The sequence below is a fragment of the Aeromonas sp. Marseille-Q7275 genome (assembly GCF_965119515.1).
On sequence record NZ_CBCPLW010000029.1, the window covers coordinates 1 to 23,351 of the forward strand.

The 23,351-nt window shown below is 63.3% G+C and carries 26 protein-coding genes; 11 read left to right on the forward strand and 15 right to left on the reverse strand.

What is annotated here, in order from left to right; all coding sequences use genetic code 11:
* Together ACWPWQ_RS19980 and ACWPWQ_RS19985 are read left to right on the forward strand one after the other, a co-directional pair.
* On the forward strand, positions 1 to 236 hold a 236-nt coding region (locus ACWPWQ_RS19980; RefSeq protein WP_454010594.1), incomplete at its 5' end, for a hypothetical protein.
* 157 nt (positions 237 to 393) lie between these two features.
* Positions 394 to 933, forward strand: coding sequence for a gamma carbonic anhydrase family protein (locus tag ACWPWQ_RS19985; RefSeq protein ID WP_454010595.1), 540 nt, complete (start codon positions 394 to 396; stop codon positions 931 to 933).
* An 82-nt stretch (positions 934 to 1,015) separates the two neighbouring features.
* On the opposite strand, the gene polA is transcribed toward ACWPWQ_RS19985, so the two are convergent.
* Positions 1,016 to 3,772, reverse strand: a complete 2,757-nt coding sequence (gene polA / locus ACWPWQ_RS19990; RefSeq protein WP_454010596.1) for a DNA polymerase I — start codon at positions 3,770 to 3,772, stop codon at positions 1,016 to 1,018.
* A 400-nt stretch (positions 3,773 to 4,172) separates the two neighbouring features.
* Between polA and elbB the strand changes: the two genes are divergently transcribed.
* The gene (gene elbB, locus ACWPWQ_RS19995) at positions 4,173 to 4,823 is read left to right on the forward strand and encodes an isoprenoid biosynthesis glyoxalase ElbB (RefSeq protein WP_454010597.1); all 651 of its coding nucleotides are present in this window, start codon (positions 4,173 to 4,175) and stop codon (positions 4,821 to 4,823) included.
* Between the two features lie 72 nt (positions 4,824 to 4,895).
* On the opposite strand, the gene ACWPWQ_RS20000 is transcribed toward elbB, so the two are convergent.
* The 4 genes from ACWPWQ_RS20000 to fieF form a co-directional block, all read right to left on the reverse strand.
* A complete protein-coding gene (locus tag ACWPWQ_RS20000) occupies positions 4,896 to 5,105 on the reverse strand; it encodes a cell division protein ZapB (RefSeq protein ID WP_025325277.1) in 210 nt (69 codons plus the stop codon).
* A gap of 235 nt (positions 5,106 to 5,340) precedes the next feature.
* Positions 5,341 to 6,621: a hypothetical protein gene (locus ACWPWQ_RS20005; protein ID WP_404837515.1), complete on the reverse strand. Its 1,281-nt coding sequence runs from the start codon at positions 6,619 to 6,621 to the stop codon at positions 5,341 to 5,343.
* Positions 6,622 to 6,642: 21 nt separating this feature from the next.
* A complete protein-coding gene (gene cysE / locus ACWPWQ_RS20010; RefSeq protein WP_025325275.1) occupies positions 6,643 to 7,422 on the reverse strand; it encodes a serine O-acetyltransferase in 780 nt (259 codons plus the stop codon).
* Between the two features lie 8 nt (positions 7,423 to 7,430).
* A complete protein-coding gene (gene fieF / locus ACWPWQ_RS20015) occupies positions 7,431 to 8,342 on the reverse strand; it encodes a cation efflux pump FieF (protein WP_404837514.1) in 912 nt (303 codons plus the stop codon).
* Positions 8,343 to 8,428: 86 nt separating this feature from the next.
* On the opposite strand from fieF, the gene ACWPWQ_RS20020 reads away from it, so the two are divergent.
* The 3 genes from ACWPWQ_RS20020 (at position 8,429) to trmL (ending at position 11,019) form a co-directional block, all read left to right on the forward strand.
* Positions 8,429 to 9,121: a response regulator gene (locus ACWPWQ_RS20020; RefSeq protein WP_139437775.1), complete on the forward strand. Its 693-nt coding sequence runs from the start codon at positions 8,429 to 8,431 to the stop codon at positions 9,119 to 9,121.
* The gene (locus tag ACWPWQ_RS20025) at positions 9,118 to 10,473 is read left to right on the forward strand and encodes an ATP-binding protein (protein WP_247627787.1); all 1,356 of its coding nucleotides are present in this window, start codon (positions 9,118 to 9,120) and stop codon (positions 10,471 to 10,473) included. Before ACWPWQ_RS20020 ends, ACWPWQ_RS20025 begins: the two co-directional genes overlap by 4 nt.
* Before the next feature lie 81 nt (positions 10,474 to 10,554).
* Positions 10,555 to 11,019 carry a tRNA (uridine(34)/cytosine(34)/5-carboxymethylaminomethyluridine(34)-2'-O)-methyltransferase TrmL gene (gene trmL, locus ACWPWQ_RS20030; RefSeq protein WP_139437779.1) on the forward strand — a complete coding sequence of 155 codons (465 nt, stop codon included), beginning with the start codon at positions 10,555 to 10,557 and terminating at the stop codon, positions 11,017 to 11,019.
* A gap of 57 nt (positions 11,020 to 11,076) precedes the next feature.
* Here trmL and ACWPWQ_RS20035 read toward each other — a convergent pair whose 3' ends face one another.
* From ACWPWQ_RS20035 to lexA, 4 genes are all read right to left on the reverse strand, one after another.
* On the reverse strand, positions 11,077 to 12,435 hold the full coding sequence (locus tag ACWPWQ_RS20035; RefSeq protein WP_454010612.1) for an MATE family efflux transporter: 1,359 nt from the start codon (positions 12,433 to 12,435) through the stop codon (positions 11,077 to 11,079).
* A 28-nt stretch (positions 12,436 to 12,463) separates the two neighbouring features.
* Positions 12,464 to 13,090, reverse strand: a complete 627-nt coding sequence (locus tag ACWPWQ_RS20040; RefSeq protein ID WP_139437782.1) for an SCO family protein — start codon at positions 13,088 to 13,090, stop codon at positions 12,464 to 12,466.
* A gap of 214 nt (positions 13,091 to 13,304) precedes the next feature.
* Positions 13,305 to 13,514 (reverse strand): hypothetical protein, encoded by a 210-nt coding sequence (locus ACWPWQ_RS20045; protein ID WP_234567867.1) that lies wholly within the window; start codon positions 13,512 to 13,514, stop codon positions 13,305 to 13,307.
* Between the two features lie 458 nt (positions 13,515 to 13,972).
* A complete protein-coding gene (gene lexA / locus ACWPWQ_RS20050; protein WP_025325267.1) occupies positions 13,973 to 14,599 on the reverse strand; it encodes a transcriptional repressor LexA in 627 nt (208 codons plus the stop codon).
* A gap of 204 nt (positions 14,600 to 14,803) precedes the next feature.
* Between lexA and plsB the strand changes: the two genes are divergently transcribed.
* Complete coding sequence (plsB, locus tag ACWPWQ_RS20055) at positions 14,804 to 17,227, forward strand: glycerol-3-phosphate 1-O-acyltransferase PlsB (protein WP_202048084.1); 2,424 nt, start codon at positions 14,804 to 14,806, stop codon at positions 17,225 to 17,227.
* A gap of 70 nt (positions 17,228 to 17,297) precedes the next feature.
* Here the strand turns inward: plsB and ubiA are convergent, their stop codons facing one another.
* Together ubiA and ACWPWQ_RS20065 are read right to left on the reverse strand one after the other, a co-directional pair.
* Complete coding sequence (ubiA, locus tag ACWPWQ_RS20060) at positions 17,298 to 18,161, reverse strand: 4-hydroxybenzoate octaprenyltransferase (RefSeq protein ID WP_043132628.1); 864 nt, start codon at positions 18,159 to 18,161, stop codon at positions 17,298 to 17,300.
* The gene (locus tag ACWPWQ_RS20065; RefSeq protein ID WP_454010598.1) at positions 18,158 to 18,709 is read right to left on the reverse strand and encodes a chorismate--pyruvate lyase family protein; all 552 of its coding nucleotides are present in this window, start codon (positions 18,707 to 18,709) and stop codon (positions 18,158 to 18,160) included. The genes ubiA and ACWPWQ_RS20065 overlap by 4 nt, the downstream gene beginning before the upstream one ends.
* A gap of 145 nt (positions 18,710 to 18,854) precedes the next feature.
* Here ACWPWQ_RS20065 and ACWPWQ_RS20070 point away from each other — a divergent pair, with 145 nt between their 5' ends.
* Complete coding sequence (locus tag ACWPWQ_RS20070) at positions 18,855 to 19,289, forward strand: flagellar basal body-associated protein FliL (RefSeq protein ID WP_139437790.1); 435 nt, start codon at positions 18,855 to 18,857, stop codon at positions 19,287 to 19,289.
* A gap of 75 nt (positions 19,290 to 19,364) precedes the next feature.
* Entirely contained in the window at positions 19,365 to 19,535 is a 171-nt protein-coding gene (locus ACWPWQ_RS20075; RefSeq protein ID WP_005331100.1) for a hypothetical protein, read from the forward strand.
* A gap of 45 nt (positions 19,536 to 19,580) precedes the next feature.
* Here ACWPWQ_RS20075 and ACWPWQ_RS20080 read toward each other — a convergent pair whose 3' ends face one another.
* The 4 genes from ACWPWQ_RS20080 to ACWPWQ_RS20095 form a co-directional block, all read right to left on the reverse strand.
* A complete protein-coding gene (locus ACWPWQ_RS20080) occupies positions 19,581 to 19,925 on the reverse strand; it encodes a DUF2799 domain-containing protein (RefSeq protein ID WP_139437792.1) in 345 nt (114 codons plus the stop codon).
* A 178-nt stretch (positions 19,926 to 20,103) separates the two neighbouring features.
* Positions 20,104 to 20,226 (reverse strand): hypothetical protein, encoded by a 123-nt coding sequence (locus tag ACWPWQ_RS20085; RefSeq protein WP_080675028.1) that lies wholly within the window; start codon positions 20,224 to 20,226, stop codon positions 20,104 to 20,106.
* Between the two features lie 72 nt (positions 20,227 to 20,298).
* Positions 20,299 to 21,279, reverse strand: a complete 981-nt coding sequence (acuI, locus tag ACWPWQ_RS20090) for an acrylyl-CoA reductase (NADPH) (protein WP_454010599.1) — start codon at positions 21,277 to 21,279, stop codon at positions 20,299 to 20,301.
* A 30-nt stretch (positions 21,280 to 21,309) separates the two neighbouring features.
* Positions 21,310 to 22,332, reverse strand: a complete 1,023-nt coding sequence (locus ACWPWQ_RS20095) for a LacI family DNA-binding transcriptional regulator (RefSeq protein ID WP_454010600.1) — start codon at positions 22,330 to 22,332, stop codon at positions 21,310 to 21,312.
* A gap of 251 nt (positions 22,333 to 22,583) precedes the next feature.
* Between ACWPWQ_RS20095 and ACWPWQ_RS20100 the strand changes: the two genes are divergently transcribed.
* A complete protein-coding gene (locus ACWPWQ_RS20100) occupies positions 22,584 to 23,027 on the forward strand; it encodes a PTS sugar transporter subunit IIA (RefSeq protein ID WP_454010601.1) in 444 nt (147 codons plus the stop codon).
* A gap of 33 nt (positions 23,028 to 23,060) precedes the next feature.
* Positions 23,061 to 23,348, forward strand: a complete 288-nt coding sequence (locus ACWPWQ_RS20105) for a PTS sugar transporter subunit IIB (RefSeq protein WP_265436764.1) — start codon at positions 23,061 to 23,063, stop codon at positions 23,346 to 23,348.
* The last annotated feature ends 3 nt before the right edge of the window (positions 23,349 to 23,351 follow it).

Genomic DNA, 23,351 nt, shown 5'->3' on the forward strand with positions numbered 1-23,351 from the left:
CACCAGACATTGAAAATCAAAAATTGTCTTTGATGTTCGATGCTGTGAGTGCCCACACAGATTGCTTGATTCAAATTGTTAAAGAGCGACGCAACAGTGTGTTGCTGCGGGAGTTGAATTCTACTCAACCGCCTTCTCGAGTCAAGCCTTATTTTCAAAGGCTTTTCGAGGTTATCGACTCAGGCTTTCTGCGTTGCCGCTTGCCCTGTCGATGGAGGCGCATTATAGGGAGCTGAAACTTTCTGGCAAGCCCATTTTTGCAAAAAGTGGCAATAAATCTTCAAAAACAGGCCTTTCTCTAGTTATTCATAGCCAACCACAGCTTTTGTACAAACTTATCCACAGAAACGGGCTCGGGATTGCTAGAATGGCCAGAAAATTGAGGAGGCCAAGATGGACTTGCGACTGAGATCCTATAAAGGAAAACGCCCGCAACTGGGCAAGCGGGTATATGTGGACCCCTGCGCCACCCTGGTGGGAGACATAGTGCTCGGCGACGATGCCAGCATCTGGCCCCTAGTGGCGGCACGGGGGGATGTGAACCATATCCGTATCGGCGCCCGCAGCAATGTACAGGACGGCACCGTTCTGCACCTCAGCCGCAGGAGCGCCGCGAATCCCGATGGTTATCCCCTGCTGATCGGGGAAGACGTCACCGTGGGCCACAAGGCCATGCTGCACGGTTGCACCATAGGCAGCCGGGTACTGGTCGGCATGGGGGCCATACTGCTGGATGGGGTGATCGTCGAGGATGATGTGATGATAGGCGCCGGCTCTCTGGTGCCACCGGGCAAGCGGCTCGCATCCGGCTTCCTCTATATGGGGAACCCGGTCAAGCAGGCACGGCCGCTCAAGCCGGCAGAGATTGCCTTTCTGAAGACCTCGGCCGACAACTATGTCCTGCTCAAGGATGAGTATCTGCAAGAGGCTTGAGGCAGACAGAGAACGAAAACAAGAAGCCCGGCATGCGCCGGGCTTCTCTGCTTATATAGCTAGCCAATCACTGTGGTCGGGATCAGTGGGCCTGATCCCAGTTGTCGCCGGTTCCGGCTTCCACCACCAGCGGCACGTGCAGCTCGGCCGCCGCGGACATCTTCTCCTTGATGAGGGCGATGTACTCCTCCAGCTTCTCCTCGCGGATCTCGAACACCAGTTCATCGTGAACCTGCATCAGCATGTGGATGGAGCCATCGGTAATGCCCCGGATCCAGCCATCGACGGCGATCATGGCGCGCTTGATGATGTCGGCTGCCGTGCCCTGCATGGGGGCGTTGATCGCCGCCCGCTCCGCCGCCTTGCGCAGACCGGCGTTGCGGGACTTGATGTCCGGCAGGTAGAGGCGACGACCGAACAGGGTCTCGACATAGCCCTGGGCTTCCGCCTGCTGGCGGGTGCGCTCCATGTACTCCAGCACGCCCGGATAGCGCTCGAAGTAGAGATCCATGTACTTCTGCGCCTCGGCACGGCCGATCCCCAGCTGCTTGGCCAGACCGAAGGCACTCATGCCATAGATGAGGCCGAAGTTGATCGCCTTGGCGCTGCGGCGCATGTCGGTGGTCACCGCCTCGAGTGCCACACCGAACACCTCGGCGGCGGTCGCCTTGTGGATGTCCTTGCCCTCGGCAAAGGCGGTCAGCAAGCCCTGGTCACCGGAGAGGTGCGCCATGATGCGCAGCTCGATCTGGGAGTAATCCGCCGCCACCAGCTTGTAGCCGGCGCTCGGGATGAAGGCCTGCCGAATACGGCGTCCCTGTTCGTTGCGCACCGGGATGTTCTGTAGGTTGGGATCGGTGGACGAGAGCCGGCCGGTCGCCGCCACCGCCTGATGGTAGGAGGTGTGCACCCGCCCGGTCTGGGGCTTGATCATCAGCGGCAGCTTGTCGGTATAGGTGGACTTGAGCTTGGCCAGGCCACGGTGCTCCATCAGCAGGCGCGGCAGATCATAGGTCTCCGCCAATTCCGCCAGCACCTCTTCGGCGGTGGACGGGGCCCCCTTGGGGGTCTTCTTGAGGATGGGCAGCCCCAGCTTGACGAACAGTATCTCGCCGAGCTGCTTGGGCGAGGAGAGGTTGAACTCCTGCCCGGCCAGCTCGTGCGCTTCCCGCTCCAGCTCCGCCAGACGTACTTCGATCTCTTGGCTCTGCTGGTGCAGCAATTTGGGGTCTATGGTGGTCCCGAGCAGTTCCATCCGTGCCAGCACCGGCAGCAGGGGTAGTTCGATCTCGGTGAACACCTTGGCAAGCGTAGGCTGTTTGCTCAGTTCCCCCCACAGGGTCTGGTGCAGACGCAGGGTGATGTCGGCATCTTCCGCCGCATAGGGCGCGGCCTGCTCCAGTTCGATCTGGTTGAAGGTGAGCTGCTTGGCCCCCTTGCCGGCGATATCCTCGAAGGAGATGGTCTCGACCCCGAGGTACTTGCTGGCCAGGGAGTCCATGTCGTGGCGGCTGGCGGTGGAGTTGAGCACATAGGATTCGAGCATGGTGTCGAAGGCGATGCCCTGCAGATCGATGCCGTGGTTCTGCAGCACGTTGCGATCGTACTTGAGGTTCTGCCCCACCTTGAGGCGGGCCGGATCTTCCAGCAGCGGCTTGAGCTTGCCCAGCACCTGCTGTTCGGTCAGCTGGGTTGGTGCCCCCAGATAGTCGTGGCCGAAGGGAACATAGGCCGCCTTGCCCGGCTCGATGGCGAACGACACGCCGACCACTCTCGCCTCCATGTAGTCGAGACTGGTGGTCTCGGTGTCGAAGGCAAACAGTGGTGCCGCCTGCAACTGTGCCAGCCAGCCGTCGAACTCGGCCTCCTCCAGAATGCAGCTGTAGTCGGTCTCGATGGCGGTAGCGGGAGCAGCAGCGTCATCAGCGGCCTCTTCCTGCCCGGCGCTCTCTTCGCCACCGGACTCCAGCTCCTTGATCAGGTTGCGCAGCTCGTACTCCCGGTAGACCGCCAGCAGGGACTCCTTGTCGATCGGGCCCAGCAGCAGCTCTTCGAGGCTCTGCTCCAGCTCGACGTCGGTCTTGATGGTCGCCAGCTGGTAGGAGAGGCGAACCTGATCCTCCTGCTCGCGGAATTTGTCGGCAAACGTCTTGGAGCCACGGAAGCCGAGGGCGGCGACCTTGTCGAGGTTGGCGGCGATCTGATCGATGCTGCCTATCCCCTGTAACAGCGCCTGGGCCGTCTTCTCGCCCACCCCTGCCATGCCAGGAATGTTGTCCACCTTGTCCCCCATCAGGGCCAGGTAGTCGATGATGAGTTCGGGGGGCACGCCGAACTTCTCGATCACCCCTTCCCGATCGGTCTTCACATCCTTCATGGTATCGATCAGGGTGACATGGTCGGAGACCAGCTGCGCCATGTCCTTGTCACCTGTGCTGATGAGCACGGGCAGTTGCTTCTCGGTCGCCTGGCGGGCGAGCGTGCCGATCACGTCGTCGGCCTCGACCCCTTCGACCATCAGGAAGGGGAAGCCCATCGCCTTGATCATCTGGTGAATGGGGGCAACCTGGCTGCGCAGATCGTCCGGCATGCTGGCGCGGGTCGCCTTGTACTCGGGGTAGATGTCGTCACGGAAGGTCTTGCCCTTGGCGTCGAACACCACGGCCACATGGCAGTCGGGGTATTGCTTGCGCAGGCTGCGCATCATGTTGGCCATCACCCGGACGGCGCCGCTTGGCAAACCGGTCGATGTGCGCAGATCGGCCTGCTGGGAGGCGAAGAAGGCGCGGTAAAGATATGAAGAGCCGTCGACCAAGATAAGGGGATTGCTAGGGGCCATGAAATCGTCCTGCCAGGAATAAACAGTCGCTAGGATGCCACAGGGCCCGCGGCACACCAAGGGGCTGACCCCCTCCCATTCGTGCCACGAACCGCCCCATGGCCTGTGGATAACTCTGTGCTCAAAAATGGACGCATGGCTCTACCATGGTGGCAAAGTTGTGGATTAAAAACAAAAAACACATATAAAACAGTGTATTGAGATCGTAAAAACAAACCATGATGCCTTCATCATGATCTCGATCAATGTGGAAAAAAATTCAAGGGGGTCAACGAGACAGGATCCAAAACGAAACAATCCTAGCACAGCAAGATGACTTGACCAGCGGAGGCCGAACGATAACCATACAAAAGTACAACAATCTACCCTGGCTCACATTTTCAACAACGAGGAGTCTGCCATGAAAAAAGTGGCCGTGATCTTGAGTGGCTGTGGCGTGTTTGATGGCGCCGAGATCCATGAAGCCGTCATCAGCCTGCTGGCATTGGCCCGTCAGGGCGCCACCGTCCAGTGCTTCGCGCCCGACGTGCCTCAATTGCACGTCATCAACCACCTGACCGGCGAGGTGAGCGAGGGGGAGAGCCGCAACGTCCTGGTCGAGGCTGCCCGCATCTGCCGCGGCCATATCAGGAATGTGGCCGAGCTGGATGCGGCCGATTTCGATGCCTTGCTGGTGCCCGGCGGCTTTGGCGCCGCCAAGAATCTGTGCGACTTCGCCGTTCAGGGCGCCAACTGCCAGATCCAGCCCGATGTGCTGAAAGCCTGCCAGAGCTTTGCCGAAGCCCGTAAACCGGCGGCCTATATCTGCATAGCACCGGCCATGATACCCCTCATCTATGGCGCCGGCACCCTGGCCACCATAGGCCATGACGAGGGCGCCGCCAATGCCATAGAGGCCATGGGGGGCAGCCATCTCAACTGCCCGGTCAGCGAGTTCGTGGTGGATCAGGAACGCAAGGTGATCTCGACCCCGGCCTACATGCTGGCGCAGAACATCGTCGAGGCCGCCGACGGCATAGAGAAGACGGTCAGGCAGTTGCTGGCCCTGTGATCCCCTCCCCTGCCAAAACAAGCGGGCCGCTCAAGGAGCGGCCCGCTTTCATTCCAGTCAGTCAAGACGGGATCAGATGGCATCGCCCATCTGGTCCATCTTGCCCAGCAGGGCGCGCAGACGTTCCTGCCAGGCAACGTGCTCGTTGCGCAGCTGATGGTTCTCGTCTTGCAGCTTGTTGTTCTGCTCTTTCAGCTCGTCCAGCTCCATTTTCAGCAGGGAGATGTTGTCGACGGCGGATTGTACTTTGGATTCGAGTTGCTCAAGGACTTCTAGTGACATATGCATACCTGTATGTTCAATTGCGATGCCCCACAGGGGGCGATTCAAGCGCGTGAAGCCAGCATACCCTGATGCGCTCGGCACAAACAAGCCAGCGCGTTGCAAAATGCGCCCTCCGTGCCGGTATTGCTTAAATATGCGTCGGTTTTTCTCGCAGGCGGCAGGAACCGCGATCCGGGACGCTCGCCGCGGCGTCACGGCCCCCTGCGAACCGGCTCCTCTCCCGCCGCCGGCATCAGCCGTGCAGGGCGATGAAGCCCCCCATCAACAGACAGGCCACCCCGTACATCAGCAGCCCGTAGAGCAGGTTCCAGCGCAGCAGCAGCCCGGCGCTCAGGTTGTAGCGGGAGGCCAGCGCCAGGTTGGAGCCGGAGAGCGGGCTGGTACCGGTGGCGAGCCCCCACCCCAGCAGGAAGCACATGCCGAGCAGGCTGGGATCCGGTGACAGCGGCCACAGCAAGGGGGCCACCCCCGAGATGCTGATGAGGGGATGCACACCTATGATGGCGACCAGGAAGATGAGCAGCAGGGTGAGGGATGCCTCAAGCCAGCCGAAGTGGTTGAACAGCGGCAGGCCGTGACCCGCACCGAAGTCGATGACAGAGAGGGCGCTGTTGATGCCGGCAGCCAGCAGGCCAGCCCCGAGAAACAGCACCAGCTGGCCGCCGATGGCGGGGAAACGCTCCACCACCTGCCGCTTGAGGGCCGCCCCGCGCCCCTGATTTGGCATGAAGAGCAGCGCCAGCAAGGGGGCCACCAGCGCGATCACCGCCAGGATGCTGAGCCCGGGCCAGATCCGGTGGATCAGCAGCACCAGCAGCGCCAGGGTCACCGGCAACCCCAGGGTCTGCAGCCTCAGGGGATAACCTGCAAAATCCGCCACCCCGAGCCGCTCCACCTGCCAGGCCGTCAGACCCATGGCCAGCAGGGCGGCAAGGATGCCAAACGGCAAAATCTGGGAGAGCTGCAGGCCGGGGGCGTAAGTGAGCGCCACCGCCATGGCGACGAAGAAGGGGGACCAGAAGGCTGCGGCGCAGAAGATCCGGCTCAGCACCATGACCTGGCGCCGCTCAAGGGTACCGTTGCGCTCCAGCCGATCGCCGATGATGAAGAGCACCGAGAGGTTGATGACGGCGCCGAGCAGATTGAGGCTGGCCATGGTGCTCCACAACCCCTTGCGCCCGGACCAGGAGGCGGTGCCTGTCAGCAGCCCCGAGGTGGCGAGGTTGAGGGTGCTGACGGCGGCAAACATGGTGAGCATGTTGATGTTGGGCAGCAGCCAGTCTCCGGGGCTGAGGCTGGCGCCGCGCCACCAGGAGAAGATCAGCAGCAGCAACGCCGCCCCGTAGAGCGCCAGCGCCTGACGACGGGCGGCACCCACCAGCCAGGGCCAGGTGAGCAGGGAGGCGGCCCAGGCCGCGACGGCGGCGGGCCAGGGGGAGAATCCCAGATAGAGGTGCAGCAGGTTGAGCAGCCACATCCCCAGGATCAGATAGCCTGACCAGCGCTTGACCATACAGCGGCCTCGGTCAGGGGATCAGAGACACTGATCCATGTCCAGGGAGGGTTTGTCGCACTCGGGTCGGCCCACTATCTTGGCGGGCACGCCGGCGACAGTGGTGTGGGGTGGCACCGGATTGATCACCACGCTACCGGCCCCTATCTTGGCGCCGACCCCCACTTCGATGTTGCCGAGTACCTTGGCGCCCGCCCCTATCATCACCCCTTCCCGGATCTTGGGATGACGGTCGCCACTCTCCTTGCCGGTGCCCCCCAGGGTCACGCTCTGCAGGATGGAGACGTCGTTCTCAATCACCGCGGTCTCACCGACCACTATGCCGGTGGCGTGGTCAAACATGATGCCCTTGCCGATCCGCGCGGCCGGGTGCACGTCGACCCCGAACACCACGGAGATCTGGTTTTGCAGGTAGAGCGCCAGCGAGCGACGCCCCTGACGCCACAGCCAGTTGGCAACCCGGTAGCCCTGGAGAGCATGGAACCCCTTGAGGTAGAGCAGCGGCGTCGAGAAGAGGTCGACGGCGGGATCCCTGTCCTGTACCGCGCAGATGTCGGCGGCCACTGCGGCCAGCAACTCGGGTTCGCTGCGCAGGGCCAGCTCGATCACCTCGCGCAGGGCAATGGCCGGCATGGTGGTGCTGTCGAGCTTGTTGGCGAGCTGGAAGCTCAGCGCCGAGCGCAGATCGCTGTGGTTGAGAATGGTGGAGTGAAAGAAGCTGGCCAGCATGGGCTCCTGGGCCGCCATGCTCTGCGCTTCCTGCTGAATTTTTTGCCACGTTTGGGCAACCAGATCATCCATGTTGCAGCCTACTGTTGTTCAGGGTGAGTGCCTTGTTGTTCTTTTGTCAGCACCGAGATGGGGTCCATGTGGATGATCACATCCATCCGCTCAAAGGACTGGCGGACCGCCAGTTCAGCCTCGTCGGCTATCTGATGGGCCTTGACCAGGGGGAGCTGATCGTCAAGCTCCAGATGCAACTGCACGAAGCGGGTCGGCCCGGATTGACGGGTGCGCAGATCATGTACGCCGTGCACCCCCTCTACGGCACAGCAGAGCGCCATTATTCTCGCTTGTTCTTCCTCTGGCAACTGACGATCGAGCAGGGCCTGTACCGATTCGTAGCCGATCTGGACGGCTCCCCACACCAGGAACAGACCGATCAGGATGGCGAACAGGCCATCGGCCCAGTACCACCCCTGCCCCGCCAGCACCAGCGCCAGCAAGACACCGGCATTGAGCAGCAAGTCCGAGCGGTAGTGCAGCATGTCGGCCTTGATGGCCACGCTGTTGGTCTTGCGAATGACCAGGCTCTGGAAGCTGACCAGCAGCAGGGTCAGCAGGATGGAGCCGACACTGACCCAGATCCCGGCCTCGAGCCGCACCACGGGGACCTGGTTCAGCATCGACGAGATGCCGTGCATCATCAGCAGCAGGGCAGAACCCGAAATGAAGGCCGACTGGATCAGACCCGCCAGGGACTCCGCCTTGCCGTGGCCGAAGCGGTGCTCCTCATCGGCCGGCGCCAGCGCGTAGCGAATGGCCAGCAGGTTGATGATGGAGGCGCTCACATCCATGAAGGAGTCGGTGAGGGATGCCAGCAGGCTGGAAGAGTCCGTCATCAACCAGGCGATCAGCTTGCCCAGGATCAGCAGGGTGGCGGTGACGACCGCCGCCGTGCTGGCGAGGGTGACCCAGCGGGAATAGTGTTGGTGGCTCAAAACCGGCTTTCCTCTGACGCGTAAAAACTTATTATACCCTGACCCGAACGTCAGTTTGGCGCGCAACATCAACGGAGTGACCCCGAATGAACAAAATACTCCTGGTCGACGACGATCTCGAACTGACCCAGCTGCTCACCGAAATCCTGACCCTGGAAGGGTTTGACGTCACCGTCGCCGAGGATGGGGAGGAGGGGCTGCTGCGGCTGGCAGAGCAGGCATTCGATCTGGTGCTGCTGGACGTCATGATGCCCAGACTCAACGGGTTCGCCATGCTGACCAGGCTGCGCAAGACCCACGACACTCCAGTGCTGATGCTGACCGCCCGGGGCGACAGCCAGGATCGGGTCAACGGGCTCGAAGCGGGGGCCGATGACTATCTGGCCAAGCCCTTCGACGACAGAGAACTGCTGGCGCGGGTGCGCGCCATCTTGCGCCGCACCCAGCATCCCTCCCCCCAACGCGGCGCATCCGACGAGCTGCGCTTCATGGATCTGGTGCTGCAACCCGGCCTGCAGCAGGCCCGCTGCGACGATCAGCTGCTGGAGCTCACCGCCACAGAGTTCGGCCTGCTGGAGTGCCTGCTGCGCAGCCCGGGCCAGATCGTCAGCAAGAACCTGTTGTCAGAGCAGGTGCTTGGCAAGAAGCTCGAGCCCTTCGATCGGGCCATCGACATGCACCTGAGCAACCTGCGCAAGAAGCTGCCTGAGCGCAGCGATGGGCAACCCCGCTTCAAGACGGTGCGTGGCCGAGGCTACCTCTGGCTGGAGCAGGCATGAAAACGGCCCGCACCTTCAATGGCCTCTCCACCCAGATATTTCTCTGGTTCTGGTTCATGCTGCTGCTCGTGCTGGCCGCCGTGGTGACACTGCCCACCCTGGATCCCCGCAACACCATACCCCTGCCCGAGCACGAGATGGCCAGGATGAACAACAACCTGCGGGCGCTGCAGGCTGGTGCCGACCCGCACCAGGATTTCGATCTGCAGCAGGCCATCACGACGGCCGGGCTGTTGCCGGTGGACAACGTCTACCTGCGCGACGCCAAGGGCCAGATGCAATCCACCACCCGGCTGAGCAAGTTCGTCATCCGCTTCATGCTGGATGCCGACGACCCGGCCAGGCCCATGCTGGGCAGCGAACACCAGCGGGCCATCGCCGGCCCCTTCCTGATGCAGCATCACGGCCAGAGCTATCACGTCTACTTCGGGCTCAACGTCGAGAACTCCTATCTGTTCCTGTTCATCCAGATCCTGGATCACCCCATCCAGATCCTGGGCATCGCCATGCTGGTCAGCACCCCCCTCTGCCTGCTGCTGGCCTGGCGGCTGACCCGCCCCATACTGCAGTTGCAGCAGTCGGTCTCCCAGCTGGCGCAGGGCAAGCTGGAGACGCGGATCCCCAACCTGGGGCGGCGGGACGAGATAGGTCAGCTGGCGGATCATGTCAGCCACATGGTGGACACCCTCAAGCGCATGATCCAGAAGCAGAAACAGTTGCTGTCCGACATCTCCCACGAGCTGCGCAGCCCCCTCACCCGCATTCAGCTGGCGCAGGCCTTGATCCGCCGCAAGCAGGGGGACAGCTCGGAGCTGGCGCGGATCGAGAGCGAAATCGCCAGGCTCGACAAGCTGATAGGGGATCTGCTGGACCTGTCCCGGGTCCAGCAGCACGTGGAGGCCCCGGTGACCCTGCCGCTGGCGGATCTGCTGGAGCCCATACTGGACGACGCCATGTTCGAGGCCAACCAGAACGGCAAACAGCTCAGGCTGCCGCCGCTGCCGACCGAATCGCTGCGGATGTGGCCCGAGCTGCTGGCGAGGGCCCTGGAGAACCCGCTGCGCAATGCGCTCAAATATGCCCGCGAGTTCATCAAGGTGGATTGGTATCAGGAGGGACGGGAGTGGGTGATGACCATCAGGGATGACGGCCCCGGCGTGCCGGTGGAGCAGCAGCCCATGCTGTTCCTGCCCTTCTTCCGGGTGGACGATGCCCGCAACGCCAAGACAGGGGGTACCGGTCTCGGTCTCGCCATCGCCGCCGAGGCGATCCAGCGTCATGGCGGCACCATCAAGGCCAGCAACAATCATCCGACCGGGCTCGTCATCACCATCCGCCTGCCCATGGTGTGAGCCACCCCTTTTCATCGGCACGGGCGCTGGGTATGCTGGCGCCCGTTTCGCACCAGCCCAGCCCCGCATCAGGATCCCGTCATGCTCGACATAGTGCTCTATCAACCGGAAATCCCGCCCAACACCGGCAACATCATCCGCCTCTGTGCCAACACCGGCTACCGGCTGCACCTGATAGAGCCCCTGGGTTTTGCCTGGGATGACAAGCGGGTGAAGCGGGCCGGGCTCGACTATCACGAGTTTGCCGAGGTGAAGCGCTGGCCGAGCTATGAGGCCTTTCTCGCGGCCGTGGCCCCCAAGCGGGTATTCGCCTGCACCACCAAGGGGCGCACCGCTCATTCGGCGGCGCAGTTCGCCCCGGGGGATGCCCTGCTGTTCGGGCCTGAGAGCCGCGGATTGCCGGCGGAGATCATCGAGAGCCTGCCGTTCGAGCAGCGGCTGCGCATTCCCATGCTGCCCCAGAGCCGCAGCATGAATCTGGCCAACGCGGTCGCTGTCTTCGTCTACGAGAGCTGGCGCCAGTTCGGCTATGAGGGATCTCTCTAGCCTCCGTCGGCGCGGCGCCCTCAGAGCCTCAGAGGCGGTGCCGACCATGAGACCCCGTCAGGCGGGTTCCCGGCCTTGACCCAGCAGGCGGCCGTCACGTTCCAGTTGCCAGCATAGCCAGCCCAGCGTCAGGCCACGCCCTGTCATCAGCGCAGCCATGGCGGCCCACAAGGCCGCCACGCCCCATCCCTGGCACAGCCACCAGATCGGGAAGAAGCCGGCAAACACCGCCACCAGCATGCTGTTGCGCATCTCGCGAGCCCGGGTGGCCCCGATGAAGACCCCATCCAGCAGGAAGCACCAGACCGCCAGCAAGGGCATGGCGATGAGCCAGGGCAGTTGGCGGTTCGCCTCGGCGATCACCGCAGGGATGTCGGTGATATGGGCGATGAGCTGCCGCCCCCCCAGGGCAAACCCCAGGGTGAAGGCGAACGCGATCAGCAAGGCCCAACCCAGGTTGAGGACTATGGCCTCCCGCAGCCCCTGCCTGTCCCGCCGTCCTATGGCGCGCCCCACCATGGCTTCCACCGCGTAGGCAAAACCGTCCAGCCCGTAGGAGATCAGCATCAGGAAGTTGAGCAGCACCGCATTGGCGGCCACCGCCACGTCCCCCAGCCTGGCCCCCTGCAGGGTCATGAAGGCGAAACAGAGCTGCAGGCAGAGGGAGCGGATGAAGATGTCCCGATTCAGGCCGAGCAGCCGCCGCACCGCGGGCCATTGCCACCAACGCGACCAGGCGCCCTGCCACACCTCGGCCGGGAGATGGCGCAGGCGGCGGCTCACCAGCCAGAGCCCCACCCCGAGCGAGCAGTAGTCCGCCAGCAGGGAGGCGGCAGCCACCCCCCTGACCTGCCAGCCCAGCCCCAGCACGAACCAGGCATCCAGCACCATGTTGACCAGGTTGCTCAGGATCAGCAGCAGCATGGGGCTGCGCGCATCCTGCATGCCCAGCAGCCAGCCCATGATGACCAGGTTGCACAGGGCCGCCGGGGCGCTCCAGATCCGCACCGAGACATAGTCTCCGGCATAGACCTGCACCTCGGGGGATCCCCCGCTGAGCCCTATGATGGCCGGCAAGAAAGGCAGCACCAGCAACAGCAGGGCCAGCCCCAGCCCGACGGCGAGGCCGAGCGCCCGCGCCAGGGTGTCCAGCTGCCCCTCGGCGCTGGCGGCGCCCTGGGCCTGGGCGGTCAGGCCAGTGGTGGACATGCGCAGGAAACCGAGCAGCCAGAACAGGAGGTTGATGAGGGTTGCCCCGACCGAGACGCCCCCGAGGAACCAGGCCTGACCGAGATGACCGATCACCCAGGTGTCCACCAGGCCGAGCAAGGGGGTGGTGACGTTGGAGAACACCATGGGCAGGGCCAGGGCAAACACGGCCCTGTGGCGGCGAGGATCCCTCAGCCAGGACGGCATCAAGCTAGGCACGATCGGCGCCGGCGGCTCACTCGTCGGCCAGCCGCACTATGCGTGCGAAGTCGGAGACCATGGTCTGCATGTCCACATGAGGCACCTCACCCGGGGCCACCTTGGGACGGAACATGGCCACCAGCTTGCCCTCGGGGCTGATCAGCACGATCGAGGCCGAGTGGTCTATGAGGTAATCCTTGCGTTCGCTCTCCACGATGGAATAGACGAGGCCAAGGTTGCGCACCAGGGGGAAGAGGGCGCGGTGGGGGCCGGTCGCCGCCTTGAACTCCGGATGGAAGAAGGCGGTGTAGCTCTTGAGACGGGCGCTGTCGTCCCGCTGGGGATCCGCCGAGACGAAGACCACCTGGCTGCTGGGCGAGATCTTCTTCAGATCCGGGTAGATGGAGCGCAGATCCGCCAGGGCGGTCGGGCAGACGTCGGGACAATAGGTGTAGCCGATGAACAGGAAGGTCCAGTGCCCCGCCAGATTGGCGGCGGTGAAGGGCTTCCCATCCCCATCCGTGAGGGTGAAGGGATTGATGTCGCGCCCTACCGGATAATAATCCGCCTGCGCAGGCAGGGAGGGTTGGCTCCAGTAATAAGCCGCCATTATGCTGCCGACGAAGAGCAACAACAGCAGGGAGAAACGTGGTTTAACCATATAAAACAGAACCTTGCTAGTTCAACCAGCCAGATGGCGGGGCCAATGAAGGGCTATTGTAACCCGCCAGGCCCCGTTTCTGCCTAGTCCCGAGTCCGGATCCCGGTCAGGAAAGGTCCCCATAGGGAGGAGACAACCACTATCTCCCGGCCATGGCGGGGATAAAGAAGAGCCCCACACCGGGTGGGGCTCACACACTGTTCGGGGGACTGGCTCAGGGTCGCAGTCTTCGCTGCCCCTGGGGGCGCCGTATAGTGGCGCGCAGCGGAATGACCGGGGCCGTCCAGGGGGCATCTGGCAAACCTATGTCGTGGTGGCGGCGGAACAGACGAACCAGGCGGACAATCTTGTCCTTGGGGCACCCCAGCCAGATGGTCCAGCCATCGCCCTTGTGATAGACCCAGAGCGCATAAAACCACGTCATCCGACTGCCCTTGATGAATCGGGTGATGGAGGATGCGGGGGTTGCGGTTGCGGCCGGACCCGGATCCCACGGCGAGCTTGAAGCCATACCTGTCCTCCTTGCTCAACAGGCCACGCCGACCAGTGTGACTGCCATCGGGAGGCAGACCAGGCACCGTCGCGTACTGACTGTATTGAGTCGTCCTGCTGCCTGACGACTCTCCTGTCCCGCACCGCCCCAGCTGTGATGCATCCCTGCTACCCATGCTGACCTGGCGGCACACTCAAGGTCATGGCGGTTATCCGGCCATGACACTGCGGGCCTTCTCAAAGGATATATCCGAAATGCACGATGCGTGGCGGTACTGTTTGCGGTGGATCTGGGTGGCGGCAATGGCGGGGATCGGGGAGGAAAGGAGATCGGGGAAAACGCACAAACGAAGGGGCCTCCCGCAGGAGGCCCCTTGGCATGTTCGATGGCTACATCCAGTCGGCGTTGCGAATGACCCCGACCGCCAGCCCTTCGATGGTCAGGTGCTGGCTGGAGAGATCCACCTCGATGGGGGAGAGATCCTCGTTCTCCGGCAGCAGCCACACCTGGCTGCCCTTGCGCTGGAAGCGCTTGACGGTGACGTCTTCATCGAGACGCGCCACCACCACCTGGCCGTTGCGCACCTCCTGGGTCTTGTGCACCGCCAGCAGATCCCCATCCATGATGCCGATGTTCTTCATGCTCATGCCCTGCACCCGCAACAGGAAGTCTGCCCGCGGGTGGAACAGGGCGGGATCCACCTGATAGTGGCTCTCGATGTGCTCCTGGGCCAGGATGGGCTCGCCGGCCGCGACCTTGCCGATGAGCGGCAGGCCGTTCTCTTCTGGCGCAGCCTCCTCTTCCTCGAGCAGCAGACGGATGCCGCGGGAGGTGCCGGGCATGATCTCGATGACCCCTTTCTTGGCCAGGGCCTTCAGATGTTCCTCGGCCGCATTGGCCGACTTGAAGCCAAGCTTCTGGGCGATCTCGGCGCGAGTCGGCGGCATGCCGGTCTCGCTCATGTTCGCCTTGATAAGCTCCAGCACTTCAGCCTGGCGGGGGGTAAGGGGTTTCATAGCATTGGCACCTGTCTTTTTATACAGCACACTGGCAGTATATACAGTGCTGTGGCCAAGGCAAGGCGTTGCTGATATTTGTCCCCACCTTGTCGCAAAATTCCCGCACCTTCTATCCTGAAAAGGCACTCATCCTACCTCTCGGCGACAAGCCGTCGGTGATTTGCTATGCTCACGCCGCATTTTTTTGGAGAGCAGACGCACATGTCCCTTGGACAGAACATTTCCAGAGCCATCCTGCAATGGCCGGTCAGTGGCTTGGTCAATCACAAGAGCCTGCCGGAAAATCCCATCACGGAGCTCAAGCTGGATCCGGCAAGACCCATCGTCTACGCCCTGAAAACCAGCTCGATCACCGACCTGATGACCCTGCAACAGTGCTGCGAGGATCTCGGCCTGCCCGGCCCCTTCACGCCGCTGGAACTGGGTGGCCAGCTGCTGCCGCGCTACGTCTGTCTGGATCGTCCGCCTCCCCTGTTTGGCACGCGCAACAAGCCGCTGCCCTTCCTGCAGGAGTTCCACCAGCTGCTGGACTTGCACAAGCAGGATCCCGAGCTGGATATCCAGGTGGTGCCCGTCACCCTGTTCTGGGGGCGCGCCCCCGGCCGGGAAGGCGAGGAGGCCTCCGGCTGGAACATCATCAGCAGCCTGGCCCCGAACCGGCTCAAGAAGGCGCTGATCGTGATCCTGAAAGGGCGCGAAAACCTGGTGCGCTTCTCACCGCCGCTCTCATTGCGCTACATGGCGGACAAGCACGGCACCGACGAGGCCATAGCCCACAAGCTGGCGCGGGTGGCCCGCACCCACTTCAGTCGCCAGCAGCTGGCGGCCACCGGCCCCAAGCTGCCGAACCGCAACCTGCTGTTCAAGCAGTTGCTGGAGTCGAGCGTGATCCAGCAGGCCATCGAGGAAGAGGCCAGACGGGAGGGGATCAGCCTCGAAAAAGCCCAGAAGCGCGCCCATGGCTACATGGACGAGATCGCCTCCAACTTCTCCTACCGGCTGATCCGGCTCGGGGAGAGCTTCCTCGGCTGGCTGTGGAACAAGCTCTACCGCGGCCTCTCGGTCAACGGTGCCGAGCAGGTGCGCCAGCTGGCGCAGGAAGGGCACGAGATAGTCTACGTCCCCTGCCATCGCAGCCACATGGACTACCTGCTGCTCTCCTACGTCATCTATCACCAGGGCATGGTGCCGCCCCATATCGCGGCGGGCATCAACCTCAACTTCTGGCCGGCGGGCCCCATCTTCCGCCACGGCGGCGCCTTCTTCATCCGCCGCACCTTCAAGGGCAACCCGCTCTACAGCACGGTCTTTCGTGAATACCTGAACCTGCTGTTTGCCAAGGGCTACTCGGTGGAGTTCTTCACCGAAGGGGGTCGCTCGCGCACCGGCCGCCTGCTGCCCCCCAAGACCGGCATGCTGGCCATGACCCTGCAGGCCATGATGCGCGGGCTGGACAGGCCGGTCACCCTGGTGCCCGTCTATCTGGGCTACGAGCACGTGATGGAGGTGAACACCTACCACAACGAGCTCAAGGGGAGCCGCAAGGAGAAGGAGAGCTTCCTGCAGGTGCTCGGCATACTCCGCAAGCTGCGCAACTATGGACGGGGCTTCGTGAACTTCGGCGAACCGCTGACCCTCAACAGCTACCTCGGCGAGCACGTGCCGCACTGGAAGGAGAGCATAGGCCGGGAGGAGCGCCCCGAATGGATGGCCCCCACCGTCAACCAGCTGGCCGAGCTGCTGATGACCCGGATCAACGATGCCGCCGCCGTCAACGGCCTGACCCTGAGTGCCCTGGCGCTGCTGGCCGCCGAACGCCATGCCCTGACCCGGGACGAGCTGCAGGCCCAGATCAACACCTATCTGGACCTGCTCAAGCAGGTGCCCTACAGCCCCCAGAGCACCATGCCGGACGAGGATGCCAGGACACTGCTGGATCAGGCCATGGAGCTCAACAAGTTCGAGGTGAGCGAGGACAAGCTGGGGCAGATCATCAGCCTCGATCGCTATCAGGCGATCCTGCTGACCTACTACCGCAACAACATACTCCACCTGTTCGCCCTGCCCTCCCTGGTGGCGGCCCTGATCGAGCGCTGCGAGGGGATCTCCCGCGGCGAGATCGTCGCCCGCTGCATCGACATCTACCCGCTGCTCAAGACAGAGCTGTTCCTGCGCTACGAAGAGGACGAGCTGCCGGAGCTGGTCGATGCCCTGCTGGCCGAGCTGCAACGCCAGCAGCTGATCGAGGCGCGCGACGGCGGCTACTGGGTCAATCCGGGCAACCAGATGCGCCTGCTGCTGCTGGCCGAAAGCATTCAGGAGACGCTGCAACGCTACGCCATAGTGCTGACCCGGGTGCTGGCCCAGCCCCACATAGAGGCGGAGCAGCTGGAGGCGGACGGCCTGATGATGGCGGAGCGCCTCGGCACCCTGCACGGCATCAACGCCCCCGAGTTCTTCGACCAGAAGCTGTTCAGCACCCTGATCCACACCCTGCGCAGCGAAGGCTATCTGGATCCGGGCTGCAAGCCGGATCTCGGCCGCTTCCAGGCCCTGGCCGACAACATAGTGCCGCTGCTGAGCAACAAGATCCGCCGCACCATACAGGCGGGCAACCGGCTCTGACCTCAAGAAGAGCCAGCCACGAGCAACAAAAAGGCCGCATCATGCGGCCTTTTTTATCGACAGGGGCTGCTCACAGGTAGTGGGCGATCACCCCGAGCAGCACCAGGGCTCCCACATAGTTGTTGTTGAGGAAGGCCTGGAAGCAGGCCTCCCGCTGACGCTCCCGGATCAGCCGCTGCTGATAGACGAACAGCGCCGCCGCCCCCAGCAGACCCCAGTAATAGCCGGACCCCAGCGCCATCAGCTGACCCACCAGCAGCAGGATGAGCAGGGTTGCCAGCTGCAGCACGCCGATGATCCGCTTGTCGTGACGGCCAAACAGGATGGCGCTCGACTTGAGCCCGAGCTTGAGGTCATCGTCCCTGTCCACCATGGCGTACTGGGTGTCGTAGGCGATGGTCCACAGCAGGTTGGCGAGAAACAGCAGCCAGGCGACGGGCGGCAGGGCATTGGCCTGGGCCGCATAGGCCATGGGAATGGACCAGGAGAACGCCATCCCGAGCACCAGCTGCGGGATGGGAATGAAGCGCTTCATGAAGGGGTAGCAGACCGCCAGCAGCAGGCCGGCGAACGACAGGCCTATGGTGAGCGGGTTCAGGGTCAGCACCAGGGCGAACGAGATGAGCGCCAGCACGGCGAACAGGATCAGCACCTCCCGTTCGTCGACCCGGCCCATGGGCAGCGGTCGCCCGGCGGTGCGTTTCACGTGGCCGTCGAAGTTGCGATCCGCATAGTCATTGATGACGCAGCCGGCCGAGCGCATCAGGAAGACCCCCACCACGAACACGGTCAGGATCCAGGGATCCGGCAGGCCGCCCGCCGCGAGACAGAGCGCCCACAGGGTCGGCCACAGCAGCAAGAGGGTGCCGATGGGCTTGTCGATGCGGGCCAACTGCACATAGGCCAGTCCCCGTTCCTTGGTTAACAGCTTCACTCCAGCTCCTTATGCGATGGCAGCGAATGAGACGATAGCGAGGGCAGGAAGAGTTCGTGGACCAGCAAGGGCCACTGCCCCAGATAGAGACGGGAGCGGCGCCCCCAGACGGTGGCGGCCTGGCACCAGGGATTGCTCGCGATCTCGAAGCAGGCCAGTTGCAGGTGATCGCGCCGTGCCGGTGCATCACCGAAGATACGCTCCCCCAATGGCTGCTCCCCCAGATCCTGCAGGCCGCTCCCTTGCAGCGCCGCCTCGGCAAACAGGGTCCAGCCCAGAATGGCCGGCCCGGCGTCACCGTGCAGGATCACCTCGCGGCAGATCCCCATGGGATCCGCAACGGCCACCAGCGTCTGCTCGTCCGCCCCCAGCGACACGCTGCGATTGCCGAGCAGTTGCACCGAGAGGTGACTATTGTAACGCCGCAGGCGCCGGGTCATGGAGTCGGCCTCCAGCAACCAGGGGCGCAGTGCCTCGGGGGGGTCACACTCTGCGGGTGCCCGCCAGGGGACGAGCTGGATGAGGGGAACAGTCAACTCGGACTTCACAGCTTCACCATCCGGAGATTTCCGTTGTCAGGTTAAAATCCCGTTTATTATCCGTAAATCAATGGCGAATTGTAAGAACATCCGTGCTTGACGGCCCCGATGGCAGCATCAAAAATGGGGCATCCGTCGCTGCCGAGCCATCTAGATGAAGATCTTCAGAATTCTGCTGGTGTTATCCCTGGGTTGTACCCTGTTGAATACCCACGCCTTCGCCAACGAGGAGGCGGCCGCCGATCCTGCCTCCGCCGCCGTCCAGCCGGGATTCGCCTATCACGCGCTGGATCCGGACATCATCACCAACTACCTCGGCGATGGCAAAACCCTGGGCTATGTGCGGGTGACGGTGGAGCTGATGGCCGAAAACGCCGCCGATCTCAAGTTGCTGGAGCAGCACGACCCCCTGATCCGCGACGCCATCATCCGCCTGATTGGCAGCAAGACGGGTGCCCAGATCAAGTCCCTGGTGAGCCGGGAAGAGCTGCGCAAGGAGTGCGAGGCCAAGGTCAACGAACTGCTGGTCAGAGAGACCGGCAAGAAGGCGGTACGCGAGCTCATCTTCACCAAGTATCTTTATCAGTAATGAACAGCGAGCAGGGTGCCGACCGGCAGTCTGCTCTCCCTACCGCTCCCATTCACTGTCGAGGAAGTCATCGTCATGGGCCACAAGACGCTGTGTGAATGGCGCCGTCACGAGATCCCCGCCGATCTCAAGACACTGCGCAAGATATTGCGCAAACCCAAGTTCGTGTGCGGCAAGTGCGCCCGCAGCGCCAATGACAAAGAGTACCTGTGCCAGCCGCTACGGCTGAAGGAGAAAGGGGAGTAAGTCCCCCGCAGCTCGCCGCTCAAGCGTCTGAAGAAGGGGGGCGCCCTATTGATCGGTCCAGCCCTGACGACCCTGCGCAAACAGTCTGCGGGCCTGGACATCATTGGGGCAGACACCGCGGTACTCCTCCCCCGAGCGCCCGGCCAGATAGAGGTGCTCCGGGCGGCAATACCAGGCCAATCCCTTCTGGCGGCCCTGCTGCCACATGGCAACGTCCACCTTGTCGCCGCACTGGGTCTGGTGGAATGCCACCCTGTCATCGGCAAACCCCAGCTTGCCATCGGCTTCCCCGACGTCGCTCCACACCTTTTCGCAGGGATCGTCCGAGTTGGAGACACAGCCCCCGAGCAGGGTGGCACAGAGCATGATGACGAGTGAGCGCATAATCATCCTTGGGCGTTGTTTGAGTGGTTTATGGCGTCTCTGGCCTGACGGGCATCCCTCTTCCCACAGCGCCATTTGAGCAGTTCATTCTAACCAGAGCCTCGCCCGGCCACCAAGGGGCATGCTGCCTAACGCACAAAAAATCGGGCGGGCCACCAGGCCCGCCCGCACGCGTTACAGGGAGTCATTGATCGTCGAGGGGGTCATAGTCCTGCCAGCCCTCGTCGTCCAGCTCCTCCAGCTCGTCTTCCCAGGATTCCGGCTCCCACTCATCGTCGAGCTCGAAATCCGGCGTCTGCGTACCCATGCTCATTCTCCTTGGATAGTGCACCGGCCTTCAAAGTCTATCCAGAAAAATGGGGCTCGCCAGTGGTGCCGGTCAGAGCCTGATCAGGGTGCGCCCCGCTACCCGACCCTGGGTGATGGCCTCGGCGGCCTCCACCACCTGCGCCAGCCCGATCTCGGTGACCGCCTGGGCGAAGAAGCTGGCGGGCAGATCCCGCGCCAGTCGCTGCCAGGCCAGTTGACGGCGCGCCAGCGGGCACATCACCGAATCCACCCCCTGCAAGCGCACGTTACGCAGGATGAAGGGCATGACGCAGGTGGGCAGATCGAAGCCGCCCGCCAGGCCGCAGGCGGCCACGGCGCCGCCATAGTTCATCTGGGCCAGCAGCTTGGCCAGCACCTGACTGCCGACGGTGTCGACGGCACCGGCCCACAGCTGTTTCTCCAGCGGCTTGGCAGGCTCCAGCAGTTCGCTGCGCGGCACTATGCGGCTGGCACCCAACGCCGTCAGCATGGCGCCCTGCTCCTCGGGACGGCCGGTCAGGGCCGCAACGCGATAGCCCAGCGCAGACAGCAGGGCGACGGCTGTGGTGCCCACTCCACCGGCGGCACCTGTCACCAGCACCTCACCACTGTCGGGGGTTATGCCCGCCTCTTCCAGCGCCAGCACGCAGAGCATGGCGGTGAGGCCGGCGGTGCCGATGCACATGGCTTGGCGCTCATCCAGCCCGGCCGGCAGCGGCACCAGCCAGTCGGCCTTGACCCGCGCCTGTTCGGCCATGCCGCCCCAGTGTCCTTCCCCCACGCCCCAACCGGTCAGTACCACCTTGTCGCCGCTCTGGTAGCGGCTGTCGGCCGACTCCAGCACAGTGCCGACGAAGTCGATGCCCGGCACCAGCGGCCACTGGCGCACTATCTTGCCCTTGCCGGTGATGGCCAGCCCGTCCTTGTAGTTGAGGGAGCTGTAGCTCACCGCCACCCGCACCTCCCCCGCCGGCAGCTGGCTCTCGGCCAGTTGGGTCAGAGTTGCCTTGGTCTTGCCATCTTGGTTGTCCAGTAACAGAGCCTTGAACATGCTTGCCTCTCGATGTTGTGGCGTCACCCATCAGGTGCTTTGACGCCTTTGCAGTTGAAAATCCAGGGTCAGGGCCAGGCCGGCCACCGTTTCGCCTGCCAGCTGACGCAGGATGAGATCGGCCGCTTCCCGGCCCATCTGGTGATAGGGGATCCTGACCGAGGTGAGCGCCGGATAGCAGGCCCGTGCCACGTCCAGGTCGTCGAAACCGGCGATGGCGAGCTTGCCGGGCACGCTCAGGTGGCGGCGCTGGCACTCGAACAGCACGCCCGCCGCCAGCTCGTCGTTGACGCACACCAGCGCATCCAGCTCGGGCCAGCGCAGCAGAAACTCCCCCAGCATGGCCGCCCCCGTGCTGAAGCTCGGCAGTTCCGAGGTGTTGATGATGGCGTCGGGGGAGAGGTAGTTGTCCAGCAGCGCCTTCTGCCAGCCCTGCATGCGCTGTTGCAGCATCCACTGCTCCTGGCGGGCGCAGAGAAAGCCGATGTTGCGGTAGCCGCGCTCGATGAGGTGACGGGTCAGCTGATAGCCGGCGTCGAAGTTGGAGACCCCCACGTTCATGTCGATGGGTTGGCGCGCCATGGCGCCCACCTCCACCACCGGCAGGCGGGCGGCCTTCAACCGGGTGCGTATGGTTTCGCCGGGATCGCCGCCAAACAGCACCACGGCGGCCGGGTTGTGCTGTAGGAAGTTGCTGAGCAGGCTCTCTTCCTGCCGCTTCAGGTGCTGGGCGTCCCCCAGCATGATCTGGTAGCCCTCGGCGAGCAGGGTCTGCTGCAGACCGGCTATCATGTCGCCGCAGGCGCGCTCCGCCAGGCTGGGGACTATGACCACTATGGTCTGGGAGGTGGCGGAAGCCAGCGCCCCCGCCGCCCGGTTGGGGATATAGCCGAGTTCATCCACCGCCGCCTCGATGCGCTCGCGCATCTTGTCGGACACCAGCTCCGGGGTGCGCAGGGCGCGCGACACCGTCATGGCCCCCACCCCGGCCAGCTGGGCCACTTCGTTGAGGGTCACCCGACCCGTGCTACGGCGTTTCTTCGCTTCTGACATCCTTTCCCTTCCTCGGCATGCGGGTACTCACTTTAAGGCAAAAGTGCGGCACTGACTATTTGCTCAAGCCGGATTTTACCTCCTTTGGTCGAGTGACGGGGCAAGATGAATCCCTTTCATGGCATAAATGATAGCGCTATCACAGATCGATGTTAGCGCTATCTGGTAGCGCTAACTTTCGAGATCCAGCTCACGGTTATCCACTGGCGAGATCGCTAGATTGGCGCAATCTCATCCAGCCGGACACTGCCATGCTGACTCAATTGCTGACCGAGGAGGTCATTTCCATCGAAGCGGGGGCCCGCGACTGGCGCCATGCCATCGAGCTCGCCACCGCCCCCCTGCTGGCCAACGGCACCATAGCGCCCTCCTATGTGACGGCGCTGTTTCGCTCCCACGAGGAGCTCGGCCCCTACTACGTGCTGGGCCCGGGCCTGGCCATGCCCCACGCCCGCCCGGAAGACGGCGTCAACCGGCTGGGGCTAGCGCTGACCGTGCTGAAGGAGGGGGTCAACTTCGGCTCCGAGGGCAACGACCCGGTCCGGCTGCTGGTCACCCTTGCCGCCAGCGACAGCGACTCCCACGTGGAGACCATAGCCCGGCTGGCCGAGCTGTTCATGAATGAAGAAGACGTGGCGGCCATCATGGCGGCCACCAGCAAAGACGACATCCTGCGCATACTGGCGCGTTACTGAGCGGCGCCCTGCGCCCGACTGAGGAAAATGACAATGAACATTCTGGTTGTATGCGGACACGGCCTGGGCACCAGCCTGATGATGGAGATGAGCATCAAGAGCATCCTCAAAGAGCTGAGCGTCACCGCCGAGGTGGATCACCGGGATCTCGCCTCCGCCGGCAGCGAGACCGCCGACATCTTTATCGCCACTCGGGACATCGCCGAGCAGTTGCAATCCATGGGGGTCAACGGCCGGTTGGTCTCCCTGGACAACATGGTCGACAAGGCCGCCATGAAAGAAAGGCTCGCCACCGCCCTGCGCGAGCTGGGCGCACTCTAATCC

Excerpts from the sequence above, each read along its gene's own strand:
- ACWPWQ_RS19985 (WP_454010595.1), top strand. The coding sequence starts at position 394 with ATGGACTTGCGACTGAGATCCTATAAAGGAAAACGCCCGCAACTGGGC.
- polA (WP_454010596.1), bottom strand. The coding sequence starts at position 3,772 with ATGGCCCCTAGCAATCCCCTTATCTTGGTCGACGGCTCTTCATATCTT.
- elbB (WP_454010597.1), top strand. The coding sequence starts at position 4,173 with ATGAAAAAAGTGGCCGTGATCTTGAGTGGCTGTGGCGTGTTTGATGGC.
- ACWPWQ_RS20000 (WP_025325277.1), bottom strand. The coding sequence starts at position 5,105 with ATGTCACTAGAAGTCCTTGAGCAACTCGAATCCAAAGTACAATCCGCC.
- ACWPWQ_RS20005 (WP_404837515.1), bottom strand. The coding sequence starts at position 6,621 with ATGGTCAAGCGCTGGTCAGGCTATCTGATCCTGGGGATGTGGCTGCTC.
- cysE (WP_025325275.1), bottom strand. The coding sequence starts at position 7,422 with ATGGATGATCTGGTTGCCCAAACGTGGCAAAAAATTCAGCAGGAAGCG.
- ACWPWQ_RS20020 (WP_139437775.1), top strand. The coding sequence starts at position 8,429 with ATGAACAAAATACTCCTGGTCGACGACGATCTCGAACTGACCCAGCTG.
- ACWPWQ_RS20025 (WP_247627787.1), top strand. The coding sequence starts at position 9,118 with ATGAAAACGGCCCGCACCTTCAATGGCCTCTCCACCCAGATATTTCTC.
- trmL (WP_139437779.1), top strand. The coding sequence starts at position 10,555 with ATGCTCGACATAGTGCTCTATCAACCGGAAATCCCGCCCAACACCGGC.
- ACWPWQ_RS20035 (WP_454010612.1), bottom strand. The coding sequence starts at position 12,435 with ATGCCGTCCTGGCTGAGGGATCCTCGCCGCCACAGGGCCGTGTTTGCC.
- ACWPWQ_RS20040 (WP_139437782.1), bottom strand. The coding sequence starts at position 13,090 with ATGGTTAAACCACGTTTCTCCCTGCTGTTGTTGCTCTTCGTCGGCAGC.
- ACWPWQ_RS20045 (WP_234567867.1), bottom strand. The coding sequence starts at position 13,514 with ATGACGTGGTTTTATGCGCTCTGGGTCTATCACAAGGGCGATGGCTGG.
- lexA (WP_025325267.1), bottom strand. The coding sequence starts at position 14,599 with ATGAAACCCCTTACCCCCCGCCAGGCTGAAGTGCTGGAGCTTATCAAG.
- plsB (WP_202048084.1), top strand. The coding sequence starts at position 14,804 with ATGTCCCTTGGACAGAACATTTCCAGAGCCATCCTGCAATGGCCGGTC.
- ACWPWQ_RS20070 (WP_139437790.1), top strand. The coding sequence starts at position 18,855 with ATGAAGATCTTCAGAATTCTGCTGGTGTTATCCCTGGGTTGTACCCTG.
- ACWPWQ_RS20075 (WP_005331100.1), top strand. The coding sequence starts at position 19,365 with ATGGGCCACAAGACGCTGTGTGAATGGCGCCGTCACGAGATCCCCGCC.
- ACWPWQ_RS20080 (WP_139437792.1), bottom strand. The coding sequence starts at position 19,925 with ATGATTATGCGCTCACTCGTCATCATGCTCTGTGCCACCCTGCTCGGG.
- ACWPWQ_RS20085 (WP_080675028.1), bottom strand. The coding sequence starts at position 20,226 with ATGGGTACGCAGACGCCGGATTTCGAGCTCGACGATGAGTGGGAGCCG.
- acuI (WP_454010599.1), bottom strand. The coding sequence starts at position 21,279 with ATGTTCAAGGCTCTGTTACTGGACAACCAAGATGGCAAGACCAAGGCA.
- ACWPWQ_RS20095 (WP_454010600.1), bottom strand. The coding sequence starts at position 22,332 with ATGTCAGAAGCGAAGAAACGCCGTAGCACGGGTCGGGTGACCCTCAAC.
- ACWPWQ_RS20100 (WP_454010601.1), top strand. The coding sequence starts at position 22,584 with ATGCTGACTCAATTGCTGACCGAGGAGGTCATTTCCATCGAAGCGGGG.
- ACWPWQ_RS20105 (WP_265436764.1), top strand. The coding sequence starts at position 23,061 with ATGAACATTCTGGTTGTATGCGGACACGGCCTGGGCACCAGCCTGATG.